The organism is Paenibacillus sp. UNC496MF (assembly GCF_900113915.1).
Classification (GTDB): Bacteria; Bacillota; Bacilli; order Paenibacillales; family Paenibacillaceae; genus Paenibacillus_Z; species Paenibacillus_Z artemisiicola.
The window spans coordinates 75,406-97,178 of the sequence record NZ_FORE01000009.1; the positions used below are offsets into that span (position 1 = coordinate 75,406).

A 21,773-nucleotide genomic window follows, 5' to 3' on the forward strand; every position below is an offset into this window, starting at 1 on the left:
CATCCGTTTTCCCCGACTGCCATTACCGGATTACTTCTTGGAACGGGATACCGGGCCTCCGCGCGTTTTGAACAGATCGATGTTGTCGAGCGCTCTGCCGGTTCCGATCGCCACGCAATCGAGCGGGTTCTCCGCCACGATGACCGGCATGCCCGTTTCCCGCGCGAGCAGCTTGTCCAGGTTCTTGAGCAGCGCGCCGCCGCCCGTGAGGACGATGCCGCGGTCCATGATGTCGGCCGACAGCTCCGGCGGGCACTTCTCGAGGGTGATCTTGACGGCGTCCACGATCGCGTTGACCGTGTCGCCGAGCGCCTCGCAAATCTCGTCGGACGAAATCGGCAGCGTTTTCGGCAGGCCCGTCACCAGGTCGCGGCCGCGGATCTCGATCGTCTCCTGCTGCTCCAGGGCAAGCGCGGAACCGATTTCCATCTTCAGCTGCTCCGACGTCCGTTCGCCGATCATGAGGTTGTACATCCGCTTGATGTACTGCATGATCGCTTCGTCCATCTCGTCGCCGGCGATCCGGATGGAGCGGCTCGTCACGATGCCCCCGAGCGAGATGACGGCCACTTCCGTCGTGCCGCCGCCGATGTCGACGACCATGCTGCCCGTCGGCTCCCATACCGGCAGGTCCGCGCCGATCGCCGCCGCGAACGGCTCCTCGATCGTGAACGCTTCGCGCGCGCCCGCTTGGACCGTCGCGTCCTTGACGGCGCGCTGTTCGACGGCCGTAATGCCCGACGGCACGCAGACCATCACGTTCGGATGGCGCGGGAACAGCGAGCGGCTCTTCTGCGCCTGGCGGATGAAGTACTTGATCATCGTGGAGGTCGTGTCGAAGTCGGCGATGACGCCGTCCTTCATCGGACGGATCGCGCGGATGTTGCCCGGCGTGCGACCGATCATTTTTTTGGCGTGCTCGCCGACGGCTTCGATTTTTTTCGTATCGGTACGCAGAGCGACCACGGAAGGTTCTCTAACGACAATTCCTTTTCCTTTGACATAGACGAGCGTGTTAGCCGTACCCAAATCGATTCCGAGATCTTTCGAAAAACCACCAAACATAAGCTGTATCTTCCTTTCTATCGTAAGACAATCCCTCTTATTATATTACAGGTGGCCTTGCTCCTTCAAACTGATAAAGCGATTGTCACCTATTACCAAATGATCGAGCACGTCGATGCCGACGAGCTCGCCGGCTTCGGCCAGGCGCCTGGTAAGGGAGATGTCTTCGGGGCTCGGCGTGGGATCGCCGCTGGGGTGATTGTGCAGGCAGATCAGCGAGGAGCTGCTGCACTTGATGGCCGCGCGAAACACCTCGCGAGGGTGGACCAGCGTTGCGTTGAGGGTACCGACGGATAAGGTTTCGGTCAGGATGACTTGATTTTTCGTATTGAGGTATAGACAGACGAAATGCTCCTGCTTCAGATAGCGGAGCTCCTCCATCATAAGATTCGCGGCGTCCGCGGGCTTTCGGATCGTCGGCAGTTCTCCCTGCCGGCTCCGGGCGATGCGGCGTCCGAGCTCGATGCCGGCGCGGAGCTGCGCCGCCTTCGCGGGGCCGATCCCGCGGATCCGGGTCAGCTCGGCGACGCTCATGTCCACGAGCCCCCGCAGGCTGCCGCATTGGTGAAGGATCCGCGTCGCGAGAAGGACGGCGGATTCGTTGTTCGTTCCGGTGCGCAGCAGAATCGCGAGCAATTCCGCATGGCTGAGCGCGTCGGCCCCGACGGTCATCAGGCGTTCTCTGGGTCGGTCTTCGTTGGGGATGCCGCGAAGCACGTAAGGCTGTTCGGCTTCCATGGATATTCCCTGCTTTCTGAATGGGTGCGTAAACGGTTAACTTAAATGACGCGGATATCGAATTCGGACAGCATGTCCGCCAGCAGCGAGAGCGGCAGGCCGACCACGTTGAAATAATCGCCGTCGATCCGCTCGACCAACACGGCGGCCCTGCCTTGAATGCCGTAGCTGCCCGCCTTGTCCATCGGTTCGCCGGAATCGACGTAACGCTCGATCAATCCGGCGTCCAGCGGCTTCATGACGACTTCCGTCCGGCGGTGCGCGATCCGCTCCCGGCCGGTGCGCGCATCGACGCACGCGACGCCGGTATACACCGCGTGCGCGCGCCCCTGCAGCCGGCTCAGCATGCCGATCGCGTCCGCGCGGTCCCGGGGCTTGCCCAGCACCTCGCCGTCCAGGACGACGACCGTGTCGGCGCCGACGACCAGCGAAGACGCGGCGTCCCCGGACGCGAGCATCGCGGCGGTCGCCCGCGCCTTGCGCAGGCCGAGCTGCTCGACGATGCGCGGCGGCGACCAATCGGACGGCGTGCTCTCGTCCGCGTCGCTGGACAAAATGAGAACCGGCAAGGAAAGGCCGAGTGAAGCGACCAATTCCCGCCGGCGGGGAGAAGACGAAGCCAGCACCAGCTGGCGCAAATGTTCGGTTGGCTTGGTAGAGGATCGTTCCATAAAGGCAAAGCTCCTTTGGCCTGCATGCGGCTGCCTATAGTTTACGGTACAGCCAAATGGCGAGCGCGAGGCCGGCGATGCTCAGCAGACTGACATGGATCCGCAGCGTGAAATCGTAACTGAGCACGAGCAGGTCCGCGGAGGGCGACCAAACGATCGGATAGGTTTTCGTCAGAAACGAAAGTCCGGGAACCGTGGCCAGCGAACGCGCGATGAGCGCTCCGGCCAGCAGGCCGATTACGATGAACAGCAGCAATACCCAGAAATTTTTCTTCATCTTCCAACGTCCCTCGCCATTTTTTGACACGTACGTTTTATTATACGCGTCCCGGGAACGCTTTACAATGATCCGATCGATTCAAACCAGGCTTTCTGGATGAAGACCGCGTTCATGAGCGCCGTCTGCATCGACCACAGATACGCCTCGGACGGCTTCTTGCCGTATTCGCCCGCGGCGACGGCCGCCGTATTGATGGCTTGCGCGAGCTTGTGCAGCGTGTCCTTGTCCTTGCCGGCCGCCATGCCGGCCTCGACGCGCGACGCGGACTCCGTCCACTGCTGGTGCAGCGCAGCCCAGTCTTCTCCCGGGGACGGCTGGCCGCTCAGCCCGGCGACGGTCATGGCGTCCAGCTTGGCGAGCAGTTCGGCCGTATCCTTGAAGAACGTCTGCGCGTCCGCCGCCTTGCCTCCATACGGAATCGCCGACAAAGCGGGCAAATCGACCTGCTTCACGTACACGTCCATCCCGGCCAGCGTCTGACCGAGCAGATCCGCTTCGCTCCGGTCCGTCGACATGCCGACGTAAATGCGGAAATCGTCCTGCGACGTCAGCGAGGCGGCGGCGAGTCCCTTCGCGCGGAGCTCCGCCGCGGCCGCGTCGAGCCCGTCCTTGTTGCTGAAGACGCCGTACTGCAGCATGAAATACGATGCCGCGGGCAGGTCGACCTTCACGGTCGCCGCGGACCCGGCATTCGACGCGCCGCCGGCCGTCTTGCCGCCGTCCTTCGCGCCGGCGGCGTCCGCCGCCGGCGCCTTTCCGGCGTTCGCCGTATCCGGCGCGCCTTTGCCGCCGCCGATTACGTCGCCGCTGACGGCCGGAACGGAGCCGCCGTTCGTCCCCCCGGCATCGGTTCCCCCGCCGCTCGTGAACAGCGTCAGCACGAAATAGCCGAACAGCGCGCCCGTGGCGATCGCGCCCGCGACCGAAGCGAACACTTTGAACCAGGACGGGCCTTGGGACGGCCGCCTGCCCGAGCCGAGCGGATACGCCGCGGCGCCTTTTCCTTTGCCTTGCCGGCCGGCGTAGACGTCTTCGTCGATCTCGATTTGCGGATACAGGTCGATCACCGGAGCAGGTCCGCGCTTCGCATGGGCCGCAAGCGGCTTGTCGGTCCGCTCCCGCGGCTCGTCCTCGTCGCCGAGCAGAATCGCGTCCTGCCGCCCGAACGCGTCGTCCGGCGCGAAGGCGGCCAGCTCCGGCATCGGCTGCGGCGCGCGCGGCGGCAGCTCGGCTTCGTGCGTGCGCGGAGCGGCGTCGATCGGCCTCGGCTGGTTCCGCGGCGAAGACGATGCCGCATGCCCCGCGCGGCCCTGCGGCGGCCGGCCGGCGAATTGGCCGTCGGCTTCGCGGATGAGCCGCTCGAGCGCGCCGGCATCGTCCTGGAACGGGCTGTCCCAGGCGCCGACGTCGGCGGCGAACGTCAGCTCTTCTTGGAAATAGGAAACGGCATCGTTCTCCGATGCGCGCGTTTTTTTCGGTTGGGCCGGCTCCACTCGGGCTCCCGTCTGCTGGTCGAAACGATAGGTAATGCGTCCTTTCGTGCTCATGGCAATCTCTCCTTGTCCGCGTACTCTAGTACAAGTCTATGAGTACGTTGAGAGAATTATGACGAGCCGTCCGCGAATCGTTTCCAGCATATTCCTTTACAGGCATATTCCCTTTGGGGTATATTAATAGCATGAACGCAACGTTAAGCGCGCTTGCCGAGCCCAATCGGCTACACATCGTCGAGCTGCTGCGCGACGGTCCGCTTCCGGTCGGCGATATCGCCGAGAAGCTCCATCTTCAGCAGCCTCAAGTCTCGAAGCATCTGCGCGTGCTGCACGATGCCGGACTCGTCGGCGTCCAGCCTGCCGCCAACCGGCGGATCTACATGCTGGAAACCCGTCCGCTGCAGGAGCTGGACGCCTGGCTCGGATCGTTCCGGCGCGTCTGGGAGGACCGCTTCGACCAGCTCGACGACTACCTGCAGGAACTTCAAAGCAAGCCCAAGCAGCCGGACGGCGATTAGGAGGACCGGGCGGAACCGGCTGCGTCCATCGAGGATTCGGAACCGGGCGGCGAACCTCCGCGCGTGCCTTCCGCTTCCGCAAGCGATCGCGAGCCTCTCGGCTCCGATGGCAAGCCTATGCGAATCGTACGGCCCTCTCGCTTTCGGTCGGAAGCGAGAGGGCTTGTTTTCGTCTCGGAATTGACGCACGATTACGGGAATCGCCGCCAAGACGATTCATCTTCGCAACCACGCCGATCCCCTGGAACGAAGGAAAGCCGCCCCCGGCGTCGGTGCCGAGGAGCGGCTTTCTATTTGTGCGTCGTATGTTCGTGACAAGCCTCTTGCGAGCCTGGGCTTGCTAAGCTTTGCCGCGCAGCGTCTTCGCCAGCGAATCGGCCACCTTCCAAATGTCGCCCGCGCCCATCGTAATGACGAGATCGCCCGGCTTCACCCGTTCGGTCAGCACGCTTAGCACTTCTTCCTTCGTCGGATAATAGCGCGTATTCGCGTTGCTGTTCTTGATGATCAGCTCCACGAGCCGCTTGGAATTGACGCCTTCGATCTGCTGCTCGCCGGCCGGCGAGTAGATGTCGGTAATCAGTACCTCGTCCGCCTCGGCGAACGCGCGGCTGAACTGCTCGAGCAGGAAGAACGTCCGCGTATAACGCTGCGGCTGGAAGACGGCGACGATCCGTTTGCCCGTCGACTTGGCCGCGCTGATCGTCGCTTGAATCTCGGTCGGATGGTGGGCATAGTCGTCGATGACGAGGATATCGTTGATTTCGCCCAGCACTTGGAACCGCCGCTTCGCGCCGCGGAAATCGACGATCGCCTCCGCGATGGCCGAGAACGGTATGCCCGCTTCCAGACACGTAATGACGGTTGCCATGGCGTTATACACGTTGTGGCGGCCCGGCACGGAAAGTTCGATCCGGCCCAGCGGCTGCCCCTGCTTCGTCATGTCGAACGCGACCTTGCGGTCGCCGAGCTCGATGTTCGCGGCCCGGTACACGGCGTCCCGGTCGATGCCGTACGTCAGCACGCCCTTCTCCCCGAGCGGCCCTGCCACGAGCTCCGGCAGCATCGCTTGGACGTTCTCGTCGTCCGCGCAGACGATGGCGCTGCCCCCGGACTTCACCTGGTTCAGAAACTGGACGTACGCCGCCTTCAGCTTGTTGAAATCGCCGTCGTAATTCTCGAGATGATCCGGCTCGATGTTCGTGACGATGGCGATCGTCGGATGATACTGCAGGAACGAGCCGTCGCTCTCGTCCGCTTCGGCGACGACGTACTCGCCTTTGCCGGCCTTGGCGTTCGTGCCGACATTGACGATTTCGCCGCCGATGATGAACGTCGGATCCTGTTTGCAGGTTTCCATGACGAGCGCGATCATCGACGAGGTCGTCGTTTTGCCGTGCGCGCCCGCTACCGCGACGCCTTTGCCGTTGTTCATCAGTCTGGCCAGCATTTGGGCGCGGTGCAGGATCGGGATGTTTTGCTCCTCCGCCGCTTTGCGCTCCACATTGTCCCGGGACAGCGCCGTCGAATAGACGACGAGATCGGCTCCCGCGACATGCCCCGGCTCATGGCCGATGAAAATCCGCGCCCCTTTGGCTGCAAGCTTCTCCGTCAGCTCTTGTCTTGCAACGTCGGAGCCGCTCACCTTGTAGCCCATCTCCAGCATGACCCGCGCGATCGCGCTCATGCCGTAACCGCCAATTCCGATGAAATGAACGTGTTCTGCTGTATTCAAAGACGGTTCACCACCCTTTTTCAGAATCCTGATTATAGAGCAATCGGGAGCGGACGTCGGCAATCAAATAGAGCGTGCCCGTCACGACGGCCAGATCGCCTTGGCCGGCGACCGATTTCAGCCGTTCCAGCGCCGCTCTCCAATCCGGCTCCACGATCAGCTCGAAGGCATAGCCCGCCTCGTCGCGAAGCTCCCGGACCAGCGCGGCAAGGTCGGCGGCCGGCAGCGCCTTGCGAAAATCCGCTTCTGTCACGACAAGCGTATTCACTAGAGGTAGTATATGCCGCAGAGTATCGCGATGATTCTTATTCGCGAGCATCCCGATCATCATGTGAAGACGCTCGTACGCGTACGTGTCGCGCAGCGCCGCCGCCAGCACCTGCGCGCCTTCGGGATTGTGGGCGCCGTCGACGAGCACGCGCGGCGAATCGCCGATCATCTCCAGCCGACCGGGCCAAGCGGCGGCGCGAAGCCCTTCCCTCAAATCCTCGTCTTCCAGGATCAGCGCATAGTATTGGCGCATGACTTCCAGCGTCATGACGGCGACGGCCGCGTTCGTCCGCTGGTGCGCGCCGTTCAGCGTGACGGTCAGCTCGTCAATGGATCGGAACAGGCCGTCGAAGCGGAACGTTTGCGCGTTCTCGCCGACCTGCGACGCCGTCTCGCGAAATTGCTCCCCGAGCAGATAGAGCGTGCTGTTTTTCGCTTTGGCGGTTTCGCGGACGACGGCTGTGGGACCCGGCTGGTCGACGGCGCTGACGACCGGCACGCCCGCCTTGATGATGCCGGCCTTCTCGCGCGCGATCGCCTCCAGCGAGTCGCCGAGGATGTCCATGTGATCATGGCCGACGTTCGTGATGACCGAGACGAGCGGGGTCACGACGTTCGTCACGTCCAGCCGGCCGCCGAGTCCCGTCTCCCAGACGACGAAGTCCGGGTACGCTACGGTGCCGTAGTACAGAATCGCGAGCGCGGTCGCCACCTCGAACATGGACGGCGACCCGAGCTCCGTCTCCGCGATCTCCTCGACGAGCGGCTTCAGCCGGTTCGCGAGGGCGAGCAGCGTCTCTTCCGGAATGTCGGTGCCGTTATATTGAAAACGATTCGTAAACTTCGTGATATATGGGGAGGTGAACGTCCCCACGTCATAGCCGCAGCGGAGCAGGACGCTCGTCAGGTAGGCGCAGACGGAGCCTTTGCCGTTCGTGCCGGCCACGTGAATGAACTTCAGCCGGCGCTCCGGATGGCCCGTCAGTTCCATCAGCTTCTCGATCCGTTCGAGACCGGGGCGGATGCCGAACGGCACCAGCCCTTCGATCCACTGCCGCGCTTCCTCGTAGGTTGCGAGCGTTCCCGCCGTGCGCGCGTCTTGATGTTCGCTCATGTCGATCAACCTCTCAATTCCGCGATGCGCGCCTTCACTTTGTCGCGCTTATCGGCATAGTCGGCCATTTTCGCCTGTTCTTCCTCGATGACTTTCGCCGGAGCCTTCGCCACGAAGCCGGCGTTCGCGAGCTTCTTCTCGACGCGCGACACTTCGCCGTCCAAGTGCTGGATTTCCTTCTCCAGCCGGACGATCTCCTGCTCGATGTCGATCAGGCCGGCCAGCGGCAAATACAGCTCCGCTCCCGTCACGATCGCCGTCATCGCCTTGTCGGGCGCCGCCAGCTCGAGGCTGATCTCCAGCTTGGACGTGCCGCAGAAACGGACGACGAACTCTTCGTTGCGGGCGAGGATGCCCGCTTCCGCCGGGCTCGACGGCTTGATTTGCAGCTCGATCTTCTTGCTCATCGGCACGTTCACTTCGGCGCGGATGTTGCGCACGACGCGGATCAGGTCCATGAGCAGCTCCATTTCGGCGACGGCGTCCGGCGCCTCGAGCGCGGCGTCGTGCGTCGGCCACGGCGCGAGCGCGATCGTCTCGCCTTCGTGCGGCAGATGCTGCCAAATTTCTTCGCTGATGAACGGCATGAACGGATGAATGAGCCGCTGCGTGCGGTCAAGCACGTAAGCGAGCACGGATTGCGTCGCGCGCTTCGCTTCCGCGTCTTGGCCGTACAGGCTCAGCTTCGCGAATTCGATGTACCAGTCGCACAAGTCATCCCAGATGAAGTTGTACAGCACGCGGCCCGTCTCGCCGAAATCGTAGGCGTCGATCAGGCGGGTCGCGTCGGCGACCGTCGCGTTCAGGCGGTGAAGGATCCAGCGGTCGGCCGTGCCGAGCTTCACGTCGATGTCGATGTCCGCCGCCGAGATGCCCTCCAGGTTCATGAGCGCGAAGCGCGACGCGTTCCAAATCTTGTTGGCGAAATTGCGCGCCTGCTCGACCCGCTCCCACCGGAAGCGCAGGTCAAGGCCCGGCGTGCTGCTCGTCGAAATCATGTACCGCATCGCGTCGGCGCCGTATTTCTCGATGACCTCGAGCGGATCGACGCCGTTGCCGAGCGATTTGGACATTTTCTTCCCGTTCTCGTCGCGGACGAGGCCGTGCATGAGGACGTCCTTGAACGGAATTTCGCCCGTGAACTCGAGCGCCGTGAAGATCATCCGCGCGACCCAGAAGTAAATGATGTCGTAGCCCGTCACGAGCACGTCCGTCGGGTAGAACCGTTTCAGGTCTTCCGTTTGGTCCGGCCAGCCGAGCGTGGAGAACGGCCACAGCGCCGAGCTGAACCACGTGTCCAGCACGTCCTCGTCCTGGCGGAGCGCTTCGCTGCCGCACGCGGAGCAGGCCGACTGATCCTCGAGGGCGACGTGCATCGCGCCGCAGGCGTCGCAGTACCAGGCCGGGATGCGGTGGCCCCACCAGAGCTGGCGGGAAATGCACCAGTCGCGCACGTTCTCGATCCACTGCAAATACGTGCGTTCGAACCGCTCCGGCACGAAGTTGACGCCCTTGCCGCCGCGCTGCGCTTCGATCGCCGATTCGGCCAGCGGCTTCATGTCGACGAACCATTGCGTCGACAAGTACGGCTCGACGACGGCGCCGCTGCGCTCGCTGTGGCCGACCTGGTGCACGTGGTCCTCGATTTTGACGCAGACGCCGCTCGCCTGCAGGTCGGCGACGATCCGCTTGCGGCATTCCGCGCGGTCGAGGCCGTTGTACGGGCCGGCTTCCGCGTTCATCGTGCCGCTTTCGTCCATGACGACGATTTGCGGCAGCTGATGGCGCAGGCCGACCTCGAAGTCGTTCGGGTCGTGCGCCGGGGTGATTTTGACCGCGCCGGAGCCGAACTCCTTCTCGACGTACTCGTCGGCGATGATCGGAATTTCGCGGCCGATGACCGGCAGCACGATCAGCTCGCCGATCAGATGCTTATAGCGCTCGTCTTCGGGATGAACCGCGACCGCCGTATCGCCGAGCATCGTCTCCGGACGCGTCGTCGCGACGGTGATATGGCCGGAACCGTTCTTCAGCGGGTACTGCAAATGGTACAGATGCCCGTTCACTTCTTTATGCTCGACTTCGATGTCCGAGAGCGCCGTGCGGGCCGCCGGATCCCAGTTGATGATTTTTTTGCCGCGGTAGATCAGGCCCTTCTCGTAAAGCCGGACGAACACTTCGCGAACGGCGCGGGAGAGGCCTTCGTCGAGCGTGAAGCGCTCGCGCGAATAGTCCAGCGAGAAGCCCATCTTCGCCCACTGCTCGTGAATCGTCGCGGCGTAGCTGTCCTTCCACTCCCAAACCTTCTCGAGAAACTTCTCGCGGCCCAGGTCGTAGCGCGACTGCCCTTCCTCGCGCAGCTTCTGCTCGACCTTCGTCTGCGTGGCGATGCCGGCATGGTCCGTGCCCGGCAGCCAGAGCGCGTCGTAGCCCTGCATCCGCTTGGTGCGGATCAGAATATCCTGCAGCGTGAAATCGAGCGCGTGCCCGATGTGCAGCATGCCGGTGACGTTCGGCGGCGGAATCACGATCGTGTACGGCTTCGCGTCCGGGCGTTTGCCCGCTTCAAAATACTTGCCATCCATCCAGTACGGGTACCATTTGGTTTCCGCGGCCTTCGGGTCATAGGTCGTCGGCATTTCGGTCATCGTCAATTTTTGCGACATGTCAAATCCTACCTCCATCGTTATGTCCTCGTCCGGGTTCGGCGCGTGCCGCGCCGCCGGTCGCGATCGCCCATCCAAGAGACAAAAAAATAAACCTTCCGCCCTTATAGCAAAGGACGAAAGGTTTTGGCTTCCGCGGTACCACCTTTGTTCCGAAGCGGCGCCAGGCGCCGGTTCGACAACTCGTTGCAGATAACGGCTGCGGCCGGCCGCAACTAGACGAATCGCTTCGCTTCGTTCCGGCGACTCCGGGGCGACCCGTTGCAGTCTCGTTCCTGCGGAACCTCGCAGCGCAAGCGGTTCCGCTCTCTGAAGGACTTCCTGCCACTCTTCCCCATCCATGTCGTTTCATTTATCTCAATTATTGCCCTATTTTTTCTATCATACACGTTTTTCTTGGAAAACGTCAATCCCGGCCGGGCAATCCCCCGGCCCAAATATTGGAAAAAGTTGGAGACGGTGCCCTATACGCCAAAGAGCCCGCCGGGAAAACCTCGTAGAGGCTTTCCCGGCGGGCTTCGCGCGAATGCGCGGTTATGGAATATACAGGACTTGCCCTTCGCTGACGCTCTGGTCGCTCAGCCGATTGTACAGGGCCAGCTCCCGGGGCTGCAGCTGGTACCGCCCGGCGATGACGTCGAGCGTCTCCTCGCGCTGGACGATGCAGATGCGCACCTTGCGGAACGCGTTATCGTCGTTCGGGCGGCCGAAGAACAGGTTCTTCCACTCGATCTCGTCGCCCGAGGATTTGCGGCTTTGCGCGGCTTCGCGCTCCGCGTGCTGTTCCGCGGCCGCCTTCGCCTCCTGCTCGCGCCGGCTGGACTGCAGCAGCGACCGGAAGCTGACGTTGCCGGCGCCCTGCTGGGCCGCCTCCTCCTCCGCGGGCTTGCCGGAGAACGCGACGCGCAGCGGCTTCGGCTCCGCCTCGGCCTCCGGCACGGATACTTCCCCGAACGGATCCGACGCGGCCGCCGGGGCAGGCTGGCGAATCGCCGGTTCGGCTTCGGCTTGAACGAGGACGGCCGGCTCTTCCGCCGGTACGGACGCTTCCGCAACCGAAGGCGACTGCCATGACGGAGGCGCGGCGGCTTCGGCCGGTTCTTCCGCCTCCTCCGGCTGGAATGCTTCGGCGCGTTCGGCTTCTTCGGCGGCTTCCTGGCGTTCCGCCTCTTGGCGGGCGGCTTCCTGCAGCGCGGCTTCCCTGCGGACGGCTTCGAACTGCTCGGCCTCCCGGCGGGCCGCCTCCTGACGCGCTTCCTCTTGACGGGCAGTCTCCTCGCGAGCCGCTTCAAGCTGCGCGGCCTCCTGACGGGCCGCCTCTTGGCGCGCTTCTTCCTGGCGCGCTTCTTCCTGACGGGCTTCTTCCTGGCGCGCTTCTTCCTGGCGGGCTTCTTCCTGACGAGCTTCTTCTAGGCGAGCGGCCTCGAGCAGTTCCTGCTCCCTCGCGATCGCCGCGCGCGCCAGCGCTTCCCGGGCTTCCTCCGCATCGGACTGGAACGACGCGTAACGAAGCGCCTCGTCCTCCGCCGCTTCGCGCCGCGGCTCCGGCTGCCAAAACTGCGGCTGCTGCGCGAAGAACGGCGACGACGTGAATGGAATTTCTTCTTCCTCGCGGCTGTGCACGACCGTATACGGTTCTTCCCGCTGCCATTCCCCCTGCGGGTTCGACTGCTCGATTTCGATGCCGAACAACGACAGCACGCCCGTAATGTTGAGCGTCCGCGTGGACAACACGTCCACGTCGAAATTATCGATTTCGACGGAGATGTCGTCCAGACGGTGAATGCGGTTCAACGGCAGCGTGATTTCGACCGGGATCCAGTGCTCCAGCGATTGTTCCGACAGCGGCTGTTCCTCCGACCGGTACACCCCCGTCAGCAGCAAATGCCCCTTCAGTAATACCTGCTCCTCTTGCTGCACGATGCCGATGCGGGGCACGAGCTCGATTTCGTCCAGCTCGTCGATCGCCGCCACTTCGTCGGGCAGATGTACCCGTTCGTAAATATCGAATCGCAAACCGTTTGACTGGCTTGGCACGCTAGTCGTCCTCCTTTCCCCTCCTACACAAGCTAGGCTGCAGCTTTCTGCACTGCAAATACAAGAAAGCCTAAGTTTCCTTACGCTTTGCTTATATTTCGAATGGTTCTTGCCTATTTATCTATATGGCCGGAGGTGGGCAGGCATGACTACGATTTTCACAGGGAAGCCAATCGGCGGCGCGCTTCGGCGAACCACGGCGGCTCCGGGGACGTCAGCGCGACGGCTTCGCCGGTCCACGGATGCGCGAAGCGGAGCTCCTCCCCGCGCAGCGCCTGATGCCGCAGCTTGGCGTCGCGCCCGCCGTACAGCGCGTCGCCGACGAGCGGGTGGCCGAGATGGCTCATATGGACGCGGATTTGATGCGTCCGGCCCGTCTCCAGCCACAGCCGGACGAGCGCGGCGTCCCTGTAGACCTCCAGCGTCTCGTAATGCGTCACCGCCTGGTCGCCGCCGGGCGCGACGCGGCGCCTGGACGGCTGGTGGCGGTCCTTGCCGATCGGCGCGTCCACGGTGCCGCTCCGGCGCTTCGGCACGCCGTGCACGATGGCGGCGTACTGCCGGCCGATCGCCTTGCCGCGCATCGCCGCGTCCAGCCGCAGCTGCGCCAGCTCGTTGCGCGCGTACAGCACCGGGCCGGCCGTGTCGTCGTCCAGCCGGTGAATATGCTTCGCCGGCTGCAGCTCGCCGGCCGTCCATCCCGCGCGGACGGCCGCTTCGTCGAGCGTGCCCCGCTGACCCGGCGCGGACGCGTGCACCGGCATGCCGGCGGGCTTGTCCATGACGAGGCACCAATCGTCGGCATACAGCGCGCGAGCGGCGTCCGAAGCCGGCCGGCCCGGAGCAGCCGCGGCATCCGGCGGCGTCTCCTGCGCCAAGCGGAACGCCGCGTCCCGCGCCGGGTCGCCGGGCAAGAACGTCCGCAGCAGGATGCGGTCGCCGTCCATGCGGATGCCGCCGACGGAGAACAAGCGGCCGAGCCATTTCTCCGGAAATAAACCAAGAGCCAGCAGCCATTGCCGCACATGATGCGGATGGCTCCCGGCTTCGATCGGAGAAACGGCGCCGCCTGCGGCTTTCGCGAACGCGGATAGCCGCGCCGCGGACAGCGCCAGCCATTCTCCGTTCCGTTCGTAAGGCAGTGCGGGGTGATCCAAAATCGGTCACGCTCCTTCTCCCGTTAAGTTCGGTTATGCTGTCTTGTCTGATGCTCGAATTCGTTACAGCCTGCGAAACGCATCGTCGTGCGCCTCGATCGTCGCGTCGATCGCCGCTTCGTCGTGGACGCCCGAGACGAACATGCCTTCGAACTGCGACGGCGCGATGCTCACGCCCAGATCGAGCATGGCGCCGAAATACGCCTTGAACCGTTCCAAATCGGCGGTTTTGGCCGTCTCGTAGTTGATGACGTGCGTCTCCGTGAAGAACGGGCACACCATCGAACCCACGCGGTTGATCGTGCTCGCGACGCCGTGCCGCTCGGCGTTCGCCTCGAAGCCCAGCTGCAGGCGGACGGCCATCCGCTCCAGCCGTTCGTACGTCTCCGGCGTCAGCAGCCTGAGCGTCGTGTAGCCGGCCGCCATCGCGAGGGGGTTGCCGGACAGCGTGCCCGCCTGGTAGATCGGACCGCTCGGCGCCATCATTTCCATGATTTCGCGCTTGCCGCCGTACGCGCCGACGGGGAGGCCGCCGCCGATGACTTTGCCGAGGCAGGTCAGGTCCGGCGTAATGCCGTACAAGCCTTGGGCGCAATGATAATGCACGCGGAAGCCGGTCATGACTTCGTCGAAAATGAGCAGGCTGCCGTACTGCGCCGTCACGTCGCGCAGTCCTTCCAGAAAGCCCGGCAGCGGCGGCACGACGCCCATGTTCCCGGCGACGGGCTCGACGATGACGCAGGCGATCTCCTCGCCGAACCGCTCGAACGCGAACTTGACGGACTCCAGGTCGTTATACGGCACCGTGACCGTATGGGAGGCGACGCTCTCCGGCACGCCCGGGCTGTCCGGCAGCCCCAGCGTCGCGACGCCGGAGCCCGCCTTGATCAGCAGGCTGTCGGCATGGCCGTGGTACGAACCTTCGAATTTCAAAATCTTGCTGCGCTTCGTATAGCCGCGCGCAAGCCGCAGCGCGCTCATGGTCGCTTCCGTGCCGGAGTTGACCATCCGCACCACCTCGACGGACGGCACGCGCTCGCAGACGAGCTCCGCCATGCGCGTCTCCAATTCCGTCGGCGCGCCGAAGCTCGTTCCTTTCTCCGCCGTCGCCTTCACCGCTTCGATGACCGCCGGGTGGGCATGGCCCATAATGAGCGGCCCCCAGGATCCCACGTAGTCGATATAACTGTTGCCGTCGATGTCGAATACCCGGTACCCTTCCCCGCGCTCCATGTAGACGGGCGTGAGGCCGACGGATTTGAACGCGCGGACCGGGGAATTGACGCCGCCCGGGATGACCGTCTTCGCTTGCGCGAACGCGGCCTTGGACCGCTCGTCGGACCGTTTGCGGTTTTTATCGATCATGATAGACACCTGCCTGTCTCGAAAATTGTCGCCTGCCGTGCGGCCGTTCCGCCGCCTGCCGGCCTATTCGCCTTTCAGCCAGCGCGCGGCGTCGAGCGCATGGTAAGTAATGATCAGATCCGCGCCGGCGCGCTTCATGCCCGTCAGCGTCTCCAGCACGATCGCGCGTTCGTCGATCCAGCCGTTCGCCGCCGCCGCTTTGACCATCGAATACTCCGCGCTGACGTTATACGCCACGAGCGGCAGGTCGTACTGCTCCTTCATCAGGCGGATGACGTCCATGTACGCCAGCGCCGGCTTGACCATCAGCATGTCCGCGCCTTCGAGCACGTCGGATTCCGCTTCGCGCAGCGCCTCGCGGACGTTCGCGGGATCCATCTGGTACGACTTGCGGTCGCCGAATTGCGGCGCGGATTGCGCGGCTTCGCGGAATGGTCCGTAGTACGCCGACGCGTATTTCACGGAGTAGGACATGATCGGCACCATTTCGAAGCCCGCCGCGTCCAGTCCATCGCGGATCGCGCCGACGAAGCCGTCCATCATGTTCGACGGCGCGATAATGTCCGCGCCCGCTTTCGCTTGCGATACCGCCGTCTTGACGAGCAGCTCGAGCGAAGCGTCGTTGTCGACCTCGGCGTTGCCGGTGCGGGGATCATGATGGATCATGCCGCAGTGGCCGTGATCCGTGAATTCGCACAAGCACGTGTCCGCGACGACGAGCAGGTTCGGCGCCCATTCTTTGATCGCGCGCGTCGCCTGCTGCACGATGCCGTCGTCTTCGTACGCCGACGTGCCGATCGCGTCCTTGGTCGCCGGCAAGCCGAACAGCAGCACCGCTTGGATGCCGGACGCCGCGACGGCGTCGATTTCGGCCTTCAGCAGATCGATCGAGAGCTGATATACGCCGGGCATCGAGGAAATCTCGGTTTTCACGTTCTCGCCGTGGGTCACGAAGAGCGGATAGATGAAATCGTCGACGGTGAGATGCGTCTCGCGGACGATGCTGCGCATGGCCGCGGTTCTCCGCAGCCGGCGATGTCTGGTAATCGGAAAAGCCATGGTTCAAACGCCTCCTATATCTTAGCGCGCGAGGCGGGACTCCGCGATGGCCGCGATGAGCCCGTCGATCGTCGCGTCTTCGGGTTGTATCGTAACGGTTAAGCCGGCGTTGGCCGCGGTTCGGGCCGTGACCGGGCCGATGCAGGCGATGTCGACGCCCTTCAGCAGCTCCAGCGGCCGTTCGACGCCCATCCGCCGCAGCACCTCCAGCAGGTTCGTCACCGTGGAGGAGCTCGCGAACGTCACGACGTGCACGTTGCCGCTGCGCAGGTGCTCCAGCGCTTCCTCGTCCTGGTCCTGCGCGATGATCGTCTCGTAAACGTCGATTTCGACGGGGTGCAGTCCTTTGGCTCTCAGCTCGCGGGGCAGCACCTCGCGGGCCAGATCGCCGCGCGGGAGCAGCACGCGCTGTCCCGGCCGCAGCCGCTCCTCCAGGCTGGCGAGCAGGTCGTCGGCCTGGAACTTCACCGGCAGCGCGTCGACGAGCAGGCCGCGCCGCTCGAGCGCCTCCGCCGTCTTCGGCCCGACCGCCGCGACGCGCGCGCGATGAAACCGCCTGATGTCGATCGACAGCGACTTCAGCCAATCGAAGAAGTAGTCGACGCCGTTCACGCTCGTAAACATAAGCCAGTCGTACTGCTCGGCTTCGCCGAGCGCGGCTTCGACCGCGGCGAACGCCGAAGGGTCCGCAGGCCGTCTCGTCTCGATGACGGGAAATTCGCACGGTTCGCCCCCGAGCTCCTCGATGCGGTCGCTCAGCTCGCTGCTCTGCGCGCGCGCCCGCGTCACGAGCACGCGCGTGCCGAATAACGGCTTGCGCTCGTACCAGTTCAGCTTCTCGCGCTGCAGCACGACGTCGCCGACGACGATGACCGCCGGCGGCTTGAAGTCCGCCGCCTTCACGACCGCCTCGATCGTCTCGAGCGTCCCGGTCACGGTCCGCTGTTCGACGCGCGTGCCCCAGCGGACGAGCGCGACGGGCGTATCGGCCGGCTTGCCGTGCTTGATCAACTGCTCGGCGATGTACCCGATCTTGGCGACGCCCATCAGGAAGACGAGCGTGCCGGTGGCGTGCGTCACCTTGTCCCAATGGATGGAATGGTCGAGCTTGTCGGGACTTTCGTGTCCCGTCACGATCGACACGGACGAGGCCAAGTCGCGGTGCGTCACCGGAATGCCCGCGTACGCCGGCACGGCGATCGCGGACGTGATGCCCGGCACGATCTCGAACTCGACGTCATGCTTCCGGAGCAGCTCCGCTTCCTCGCCGACGCGGCCGAAGATCGTCGGATCGCCGCCCTTCAGACGGGTGACGACTTTGCCTTCCAACGCCAGATCGACGAGCAGCCGGTTGATGTCCTCCTGCTTCATCGTATGGCGGTCGGGCAGCTTGCCCACGTACACCTTCTCCGCGTCCGGCTTCAGATGGCGAAGCAGCCGCGGACTCGCGAGCCGGTCATACACGATCACGTCGCACGACTTGATGCATTCCAAGCCGCGAACCGTAATCAGCTTCGGGTCGCCGGGACCCGCTCCCACCAGGTAGACCTTTCCTTTGCCTTTCCCCGTCAGCAAATCGATCATCCCCTCACATCCGCCAGTATGCGGTCCGCTCCTTTGGCTTTCAATCGATTCGCGGCTTCCACGCCGAGCGCGGCGGGATCTTCCCCGCGAACCGTCTCCTTCAGCAGCACGCTGCCGTCCGGCGAGCCGACGATGCCCGTCAGCTCCAGCACCGGCGCGCCCTTGCCGCCGGACTGAACCAACTTGGCATGCGCGCCGATCGGAATTTGGCAGCCGCCGTTCAACTCGCCGAGGAAGCTGCGCTCCGCGGCGACGGTCAAGGCCGTCTCTTCGTCGTTCAGCAGCGCCAGCAGTCCGCGCACGTCGGCGTCGTCCTCGCGGCACTCGATGCCGAGCGCGCCTTGGCCGACGGCCGGCACGCACAGCTCCTCGGACAGGAAGGACGATATTTTGCCTTCCCAGCCCATTCGCCGCATGCCGGCCGCGGCCAGCACGATGGCGTCGAAGCCTTCCGTCTCGAGCTTCTTGATGCGGGAGTCGATATTGCCGCGAACGGACTCGATGACCAAGTCGGGCCGCGCATGCAGCAGCTGGCTGGAGCGCCGCAGGCTGCTCGTGCCGACCTTCGCGCCCGCCGGCAGCTCCTCGAATGCCGCGCCGCCGCCGGTGATCAGGCAGTCGCGCGGATCGACGCGCTTGGGCACCGCGCCGTTCACCAAACCTACCGGCAGCTCGTACGGCATGTCCTTCATGCTATGTACGGCCAGATCGATCTCGCCGTCGAACAGCGCCTGCTCGATTTCCTTCACGAACAACCCTTTGCCGCCCACCTTGGACAGCGTCACGTCGAGGATCCGGTCGCCCTTCGTTACGATTTTACGGATTTCAAACGCGTACGGCAGCCCGTGCTCCGCGCACAGAGCTTTCAATTGGTCGATGACTTGCCCCGTCTGGGTCAGCGCGAGCGCGCTTTGCCGCGTGCCGACGACGATTACCCGGCGTCCGTCTACGATATATGCCATTGTCCTACCGTCCCCTCTCGGCCGCATCCCGCAGCCTGCTCATCCATTGTTCGATCGTTTCCCCGTCGTTCGCTTCCCCGTCCGCGGAATGGCTTTCCGCCTCGCGCATCGTTTGTTCGGCCGCGAGCCGCAGCACGGCCGACCGCAGCTCCGCGTCCGCGATTCCGGCCTGCGCCAGCAGCCGCAGCTCGCGCAGGCGGCCGACGCGCGCTTCGAACGCCGGCCCGTACTGCCCGGCAAGCCGGCGCTTCAGCAGCGCCGCGAGCCCGGGGCTCGCGCCGCCCGTCGTCACGGCGATCACCAGCTCGCCCCGCCGAACGGCCGCCGGGGTCGCGAAGTCTCCTTCGCCGCCGGCATCCGCCGTATTGACGAGCGCGCCGAAGCGCGCCGCGTCGGCCGCGACCCGGCCGTTCAGCAGCCGGTCGTCCGTGGCCGCGAAGAGCAGAAACGCGCCATCCGCGTCACTCTCCATATATTCCCTTCGTTCCAGCGCAATAGACCCGGAAACGGCCAGCTCCTCGAGCTTGGCCGTCACCCGGGGTGCCACCACGATCAGTTCGCCGGCGCCGCCATCCAGCAGGCCGAGCGTTTTCCGTTCGGCCACGGGACCTCCGCCGACCACGACGCATCGCCGGCCGGTCAGATTCATCATCATCGGATAGTACGCCGCCATCGTCGTCGCCTCCCCCGCATTATCGCCGCCGCGGCCGAACTACGACCAGCCGTGAAAATTGGACGCCTGATTGATGAATACGTTCAGGAGCAGCACCGCGTAGCTGATCAGATTGAACCGCGCGAACTTCCAGCCCGTCCCGTCGAACCATTGATGCTTCATCACGTTCCAGATATACAGGCCGAGCGCGATGAAGGACGTCAGCACCTTCCAGTCGACGAGCAGTCCGTAACGCCCCTCGACCAGAATGGACGTCACCGCGATCGACAGCGACAGCATCAGAAGCGGCGTCCCGATCAAGGACACGCGGAACATGAACCGGTCCGCCACGTCCAGGCTGGGCAGCCGCTGCATCCGCTTGGTCCACTGTTTGCCTTTCAGCCGGGCGAAGAGAAACAGGTACATGCCGGAGAAGATCGCGCTGAACGTGAAGGCCGTATACGCGAGAATCATCAGCACGATATGCACGATCAGCATGTCGTGGGCCAGCTCCCACCGGGCCAGCGAAGTCCCCGACCCGATCCGGAACAAATTCAGCGTAAGGACCGCGAAACCGATGACGTTAACGAAGAAGACGATGAATTCCATTCGGAAAAACCGGCTCATCGCGAGCGATACCGTGACGAGCAGCCATGAAAAAATCAGCAAATATTCAAATAGCGTCAAGAGCGTCATATCCAGATGGGATATGATGCGATAGACGAGAAATCCCGTCTGCAGCACCCAGACGAAAATAAGCAGCCCTGTTCCCGCTTGTTTCGCTTGCCGGTTTCGATCGACGAAATCCGAGAAGTAAAACAGGAGGCTCAGGGCGTAAACATAAAGTATACCATCATAGAACCAATTATGTGTAACCATAGCCGCCTCCGCAAACCGCCAGGCTGAATGAGGTCAAAATGCCGGTACCGGACCCGTGCCCAGCTTGGCCATGGATTCTTTGGCTTGCGCCGCTTCCGAACGGACGGACGCTTTCGCGGTCTCGCCCTTGCGCTCGGCCCGCTCGACTTCCTCTTCGAGCGCGAATAATTTCACGAACATGTCCATCGCTTGATCGGCCTGTTTCTCGCCGGCCATTTCCTTGATGCGCAGGATCGGATCGTGCATCATTTGGTTCACGATGCTCTTCGTCAGCTTTTGAATGATTTTGAGCTCGCGGTCGCTGAGATCCGGAAGCTTGTTCGCGAGGCTGTCCATCGTTTCGGCATGGATCGCCGACGCTTTCGTCTGCAGCGCCTGAATGAGCGGCGCGACGCCGAGCGTCTTGTACCATTGGCGAAACGCCTCGATCTCGGCCGCGATCAGCGTTTCGATCTTGGCGGCTTCCTGACGGCGCTGCTCCAGGTTGCTCTCGACGATCCCTTCCAGGTCGTCGATATCGTACAGGAAGACGTTCTCGACGGCGGCGATCGCGGGATCCAAGTCCCGCGGAACCGCGATGTCGATCATGAACAGCGGGCGCGACTTCCGTCTGCGCATCGCCAACTCGACCTGCTCGCGCTTCAGCACGAAACCCTCGGAGCCCGTGGAGCTGATGACGATGTCCGTCTCGTGCAGACGCGCGACGGCATCCTCCATATTCAGCGGCGTGCCGTTGAATTTGTCCGCGAGCTGAACCGCCCGGTCGTACGTGCGGTTCACGACGAAGACGCGCTGCGCCCCGCTCGCGTACAGATGCTTGGCCGTCAGCTCGCTCATCTTGCCCGCGCCGACGATCATCACCGTCTTGCCGCCGAACTGCCCGAAGATCCGCTTGCCGAGCTCGACCGCCGCGTAGCTGACCGAGACGGCCGCTTCGCCGATCGCCGTGTCCGAGTGCGCCTTCTTCGCCAGCGTCACCGCTTGCTTGAAGATCGAATTGAACAGGGTTCCCGTCGTCTTCTGCTCCTGCGCCAGCAGGAAGGCGCTCTTCACTTGGCCCAGAATCTGGGTCTCTCCGATGACCATGGAATCCAACCCGCAGGTTACGCGGAACAGATGCTCGATCGCGCGTTCGTCTTCGTACATATATAAATCCGAGGTGAACTGCTGTCTCGGCGTGCCGAACCATTTCTCCATAAAGCTGCGAATATAGTGGCCGCACAGATGCGGACGATCTACGACGGCGTATAGTTCCGTACGGTTACAGGTCGCGACGATGACACATTCCATGATGCTCTTGGTCTGCTGCAGCTGTTTCAAAGCTTCGGGCAGGTCCCGTTCCGCGAACGTAAACCGTTCCCTCACCTCGACTGGAGCCGTCCGATAATTAAGTCCGACTACGATAATGTGCATGTGCGTTCACCTGCCCTTCTTTCTTGATTTCCATCACTTAGTATAGCACAGTTCGACAAGCCGTACCCCTGCAATTATGAAAATTGTTTGAAATAGCATCAGCCGGTTTCAAGGC

At 63.5% G+C, this 21,773-nt stretch carries 18 protein-coding genes; 1 reads left to right on the forward strand and 17 read right to left on the reverse strand.

Translation table 11 applies throughout. The annotated features are described in order from the left end of the window. Positions 1–30: 30 nt before the first annotated feature. The 5 genes from BMZ79_RS16200 to BMZ79_RS16220 all read right to left on the reverse strand — a co-directional run bounded on the left by BMZ79_RS16200 (position 31) and on the right by BMZ79_RS16220 (position 4,301). Positions 31–1,065 carry a rod shape-determining protein gene (locus BMZ79_RS16200; protein WP_090641696.1) on the reverse strand — a complete coding sequence of 345 codons (1,035 nt, stop codon included), beginning with the start codon at positions 1,063–1,065 and terminating at the stop codon, positions 31–33. A 45-nt stretch (positions 1,066–1,110) separates the two neighbouring features. Continuing rightward, positions 1,111–1,803: a RadC family protein gene (radC, locus tag BMZ79_RS16205; protein WP_090641697.1), complete on the reverse strand. Its 693-nt coding sequence runs from the start codon at positions 1,801–1,803 to the stop codon at positions 1,111–1,113. A gap of 41 nt (positions 1,804–1,844) precedes the next feature. Further along, complete coding sequence (locus tag BMZ79_RS16210; protein ID WP_090641699.1) at positions 1,845–2,474, reverse strand: Maf family protein; 630 nt, start codon at positions 2,472–2,474, stop codon at positions 1,845–1,847. A 34-nt stretch (positions 2,475–2,508) separates the two neighbouring features. Continuing rightward, complete coding sequence (locus BMZ79_RS16215; RefSeq protein WP_090641700.1) at positions 2,509–2,751, reverse strand: DUF4321 domain-containing protein; 243 nt, start codon at positions 2,749–2,751, stop codon at positions 2,509–2,511. 62 nt (positions 2,752–2,813) lie between these two features. After that, complete coding sequence (locus BMZ79_RS16220; protein WP_090641702.1) at positions 2,814–4,301, reverse strand: SPOR domain-containing protein; 1,488 nt, start codon at positions 4,299–4,301, stop codon at positions 2,814–2,816. A 131-nt stretch (positions 4,302–4,432) separates the two neighbouring features. Here BMZ79_RS16220 and BMZ79_RS16225 point away from each other — a divergent pair, with 131 nt between their 5' ends. Beyond that, complete coding sequence (locus tag BMZ79_RS16225; RefSeq protein ID WP_090641703.1) at positions 4,433–4,765, forward strand: ArsR/SmtB family transcription factor; 333 nt, start codon at positions 4,433–4,435, stop codon at positions 4,763–4,765. A gap of 340 nt (positions 4,766–5,105) precedes the next feature. Here the strand turns inward: BMZ79_RS16225 and murC are convergent, their stop codons facing one another. The 12 genes from murC to hemA form a co-directional block, all read right to left on the reverse strand. After that, positions 5,106–6,500: a UDP-N-acetylmuramate--L-alanine ligase gene (murC, locus tag BMZ79_RS16230; protein ID WP_090641705.1), complete on the reverse strand. Its 1,395-nt coding sequence runs from the start codon at positions 6,498–6,500 to the stop codon at positions 5,106–5,108. Between the two features lie 7 nt (positions 6,501–6,507). After that, positions 6,508–7,884, reverse strand: coding sequence for a bifunctional folylpolyglutamate synthase/dihydrofolate synthase (locus BMZ79_RS16235; protein WP_090642146.1), 1,377 nt, complete (start codon positions 7,882–7,884; stop codon positions 6,508–6,510). Between the two features lie 5 nt (positions 7,885–7,889). Beyond that, positions 7,890–10,550 carry a valine--tRNA ligase gene (locus BMZ79_RS16240; RefSeq protein WP_090641706.1) on the reverse strand — a complete coding sequence of 887 codons (2,661 nt, stop codon included), beginning with the start codon at positions 10,548–10,550 and terminating at the stop codon, positions 7,890–7,892. A 534-nt stretch (positions 10,551–11,084) separates the two neighbouring features. Then, a complete protein-coding gene (locus BMZ79_RS16245) occupies positions 11,085–12,587 on the reverse strand; it encodes a LysM peptidoglycan-binding domain-containing protein (RefSeq protein ID WP_143088971.1) in 1,503 nt (500 codons plus the stop codon). Positions 12,588–12,745: 158 nt separating this feature from the next. Further along, positions 12,746–13,744: an RluA family pseudouridine synthase gene (locus BMZ79_RS16250; protein WP_256252780.1), complete on the reverse strand. Its 999-nt coding sequence runs from the start codon at positions 13,742–13,744 to the stop codon at positions 12,746–12,748. 63 nt (positions 13,745–13,807) lie between these two features. Then, positions 13,808–15,109, reverse strand: coding sequence for a glutamate-1-semialdehyde 2,1-aminomutase (gene hemL / locus BMZ79_RS16255; RefSeq protein WP_177222167.1), 1,302 nt, complete (start codon positions 15,107–15,109; stop codon positions 13,808–13,810). A 63-nt stretch (positions 15,110–15,172) separates the two neighbouring features. Next, complete coding sequence (gene hemB / locus BMZ79_RS16260) at positions 15,173–16,168, reverse strand: porphobilinogen synthase (RefSeq protein WP_090641709.1); 996 nt, start codon at positions 16,166–16,168, stop codon at positions 15,173–15,175. A gap of 21 nt (positions 16,169–16,189) precedes the next feature. Next, complete coding sequence (cobA, locus tag BMZ79_RS16265) at positions 16,190–17,752, reverse strand: uroporphyrinogen-III C-methyltransferase (RefSeq protein ID WP_090641711.1); 1,563 nt, start codon at positions 17,750–17,752, stop codon at positions 16,190–16,192. Next, complete coding sequence (gene hemC, locus BMZ79_RS16270; protein WP_090641712.1) at positions 17,749–18,714, reverse strand: hydroxymethylbilane synthase; 966 nt, start codon at positions 18,712–18,714, stop codon at positions 17,749–17,751. Before hemC ends, cobA begins: the two co-directional genes overlap by 4 nt. Before the next feature lie 4 nt (positions 18,715–18,718). After that, positions 18,719–19,387 (reverse strand): precorrin-2 dehydrogenase/sirohydrochlorin ferrochelatase family protein, encoded by a 669-nt coding sequence (locus tag BMZ79_RS16275; protein ID WP_090641714.1) that lies wholly within the window; start codon positions 19,385–19,387, stop codon positions 18,719–18,721. Between the two features lie 39 nt (positions 19,388–19,426). Beyond that, positions 19,427–20,245, reverse strand: coding sequence for a cytochrome c biogenesis protein CcsA (ccsA, locus tag BMZ79_RS16280; RefSeq protein ID WP_090641715.1), 819 nt, complete (start codon positions 20,243–20,245; stop codon positions 19,427–19,429). Positions 20,246–20,278: 33 nt separating this feature from the next. Continuing rightward, positions 20,279–21,658 (reverse strand): glutamyl-tRNA reductase, encoded by a 1,380-nt coding sequence (gene hemA / locus BMZ79_RS16285; RefSeq protein ID WP_090641717.1) that lies wholly within the window; start codon positions 21,656–21,658, stop codon positions 20,279–20,281. Between the last annotated feature and the right edge of the window lie 115 nt (positions 21,659–21,773).

Bases quoted from the DNA above. Each gene is read 5' to 3' on its own strand.
- BMZ79_RS16210 (WP_090641699.1), bottom strand. From the start codon at position 2,474: ATGGAACGATCCTCTACCAAGCCAACCGAACATTTGCGCCAGCTGGTG.
- hemL (WP_177222167.1), bottom strand. From the start codon at position 15,109: ATGATCGATAAAAACCGCAAACGGTCCGACGAGCGGTCCAAGGCCGCG.
- hemC (WP_090641712.1), bottom strand. From the start codon at position 18,714: ATGGCATATATCGTAGACGGACGCCGGGTAATCGTCGTCGGCACGCGG.
- BMZ79_RS16275 (WP_090641714.1), bottom strand. From the start codon at position 19,387: ATGGCGGCGTACTATCCGATGATGATGAATCTGACCGGCCGGCGATGC.
- BMZ79_RS16220 (WP_090641702.1), bottom strand. From the start codon at position 4,301: ATGAGCACGAAAGGACGCATTACCTATCGTTTCGACCAGCAGACGGGA.
- BMZ79_RS16200 (WP_090641696.1), bottom strand. From the start codon at position 1,065: ATGTTTGGTGGTTTTTCGAAAGATCTCGGAATCGATTTGGGTACGGCT.
- ccsA (WP_090641715.1), bottom strand. From the start codon at position 20,245: ATGGTTACACATAATTGGTTCTATGATGGTATACTTTATGTTTACGCC.
- hemA (WP_090641717.1), bottom strand. From the start codon at position 21,658: ATGCACATTATCGTAGTCGGACTTAATTATCGGACGGCTCCAGTCGAG.
- hemB (WP_090641709.1), bottom strand. From the start codon at position 16,168: ATGGCTTTTCCGATTACCAGACATCGCCGGCTGCGGAGAACCGCGGCC.
- radC (WP_090641697.1), bottom strand. From the start codon at position 1,803: ATGGAAGCCGAACAGCCTTACGTGCTTCGCGGCATCCCCAACGAAGAC.
- BMZ79_RS16235 (WP_090642146.1), bottom strand. From the start codon at position 7,884: ATGAGCGAACATCAAGACGCGCGCACGGCGGGAACGCTCGCAACCTAC.
- BMZ79_RS16225 (WP_090641703.1), top strand. From the start codon at position 4,433: ATGAACGCAACGTTAAGCGCGCTTGCCGAGCCCAATCGGCTACACATC.
- cobA (WP_090641711.1), bottom strand. From the start codon at position 17,752: ATGATCGATTTGCTGACGGGGAAAGGCAAAGGAAAGGTCTACCTGGTG.
- BMZ79_RS16215 (WP_090641700.1), bottom strand. From the start codon at position 2,751: ATGAAGAAAAATTTCTGGGTATTGCTGCTGTTCATCGTAATCGGCCTG.
- BMZ79_RS16240 (WP_090641706.1), bottom strand. From the start codon at position 10,550: ATGTCGCAAAAATTGACGATGACCGAAATGCCGACGACCTATGACCCG.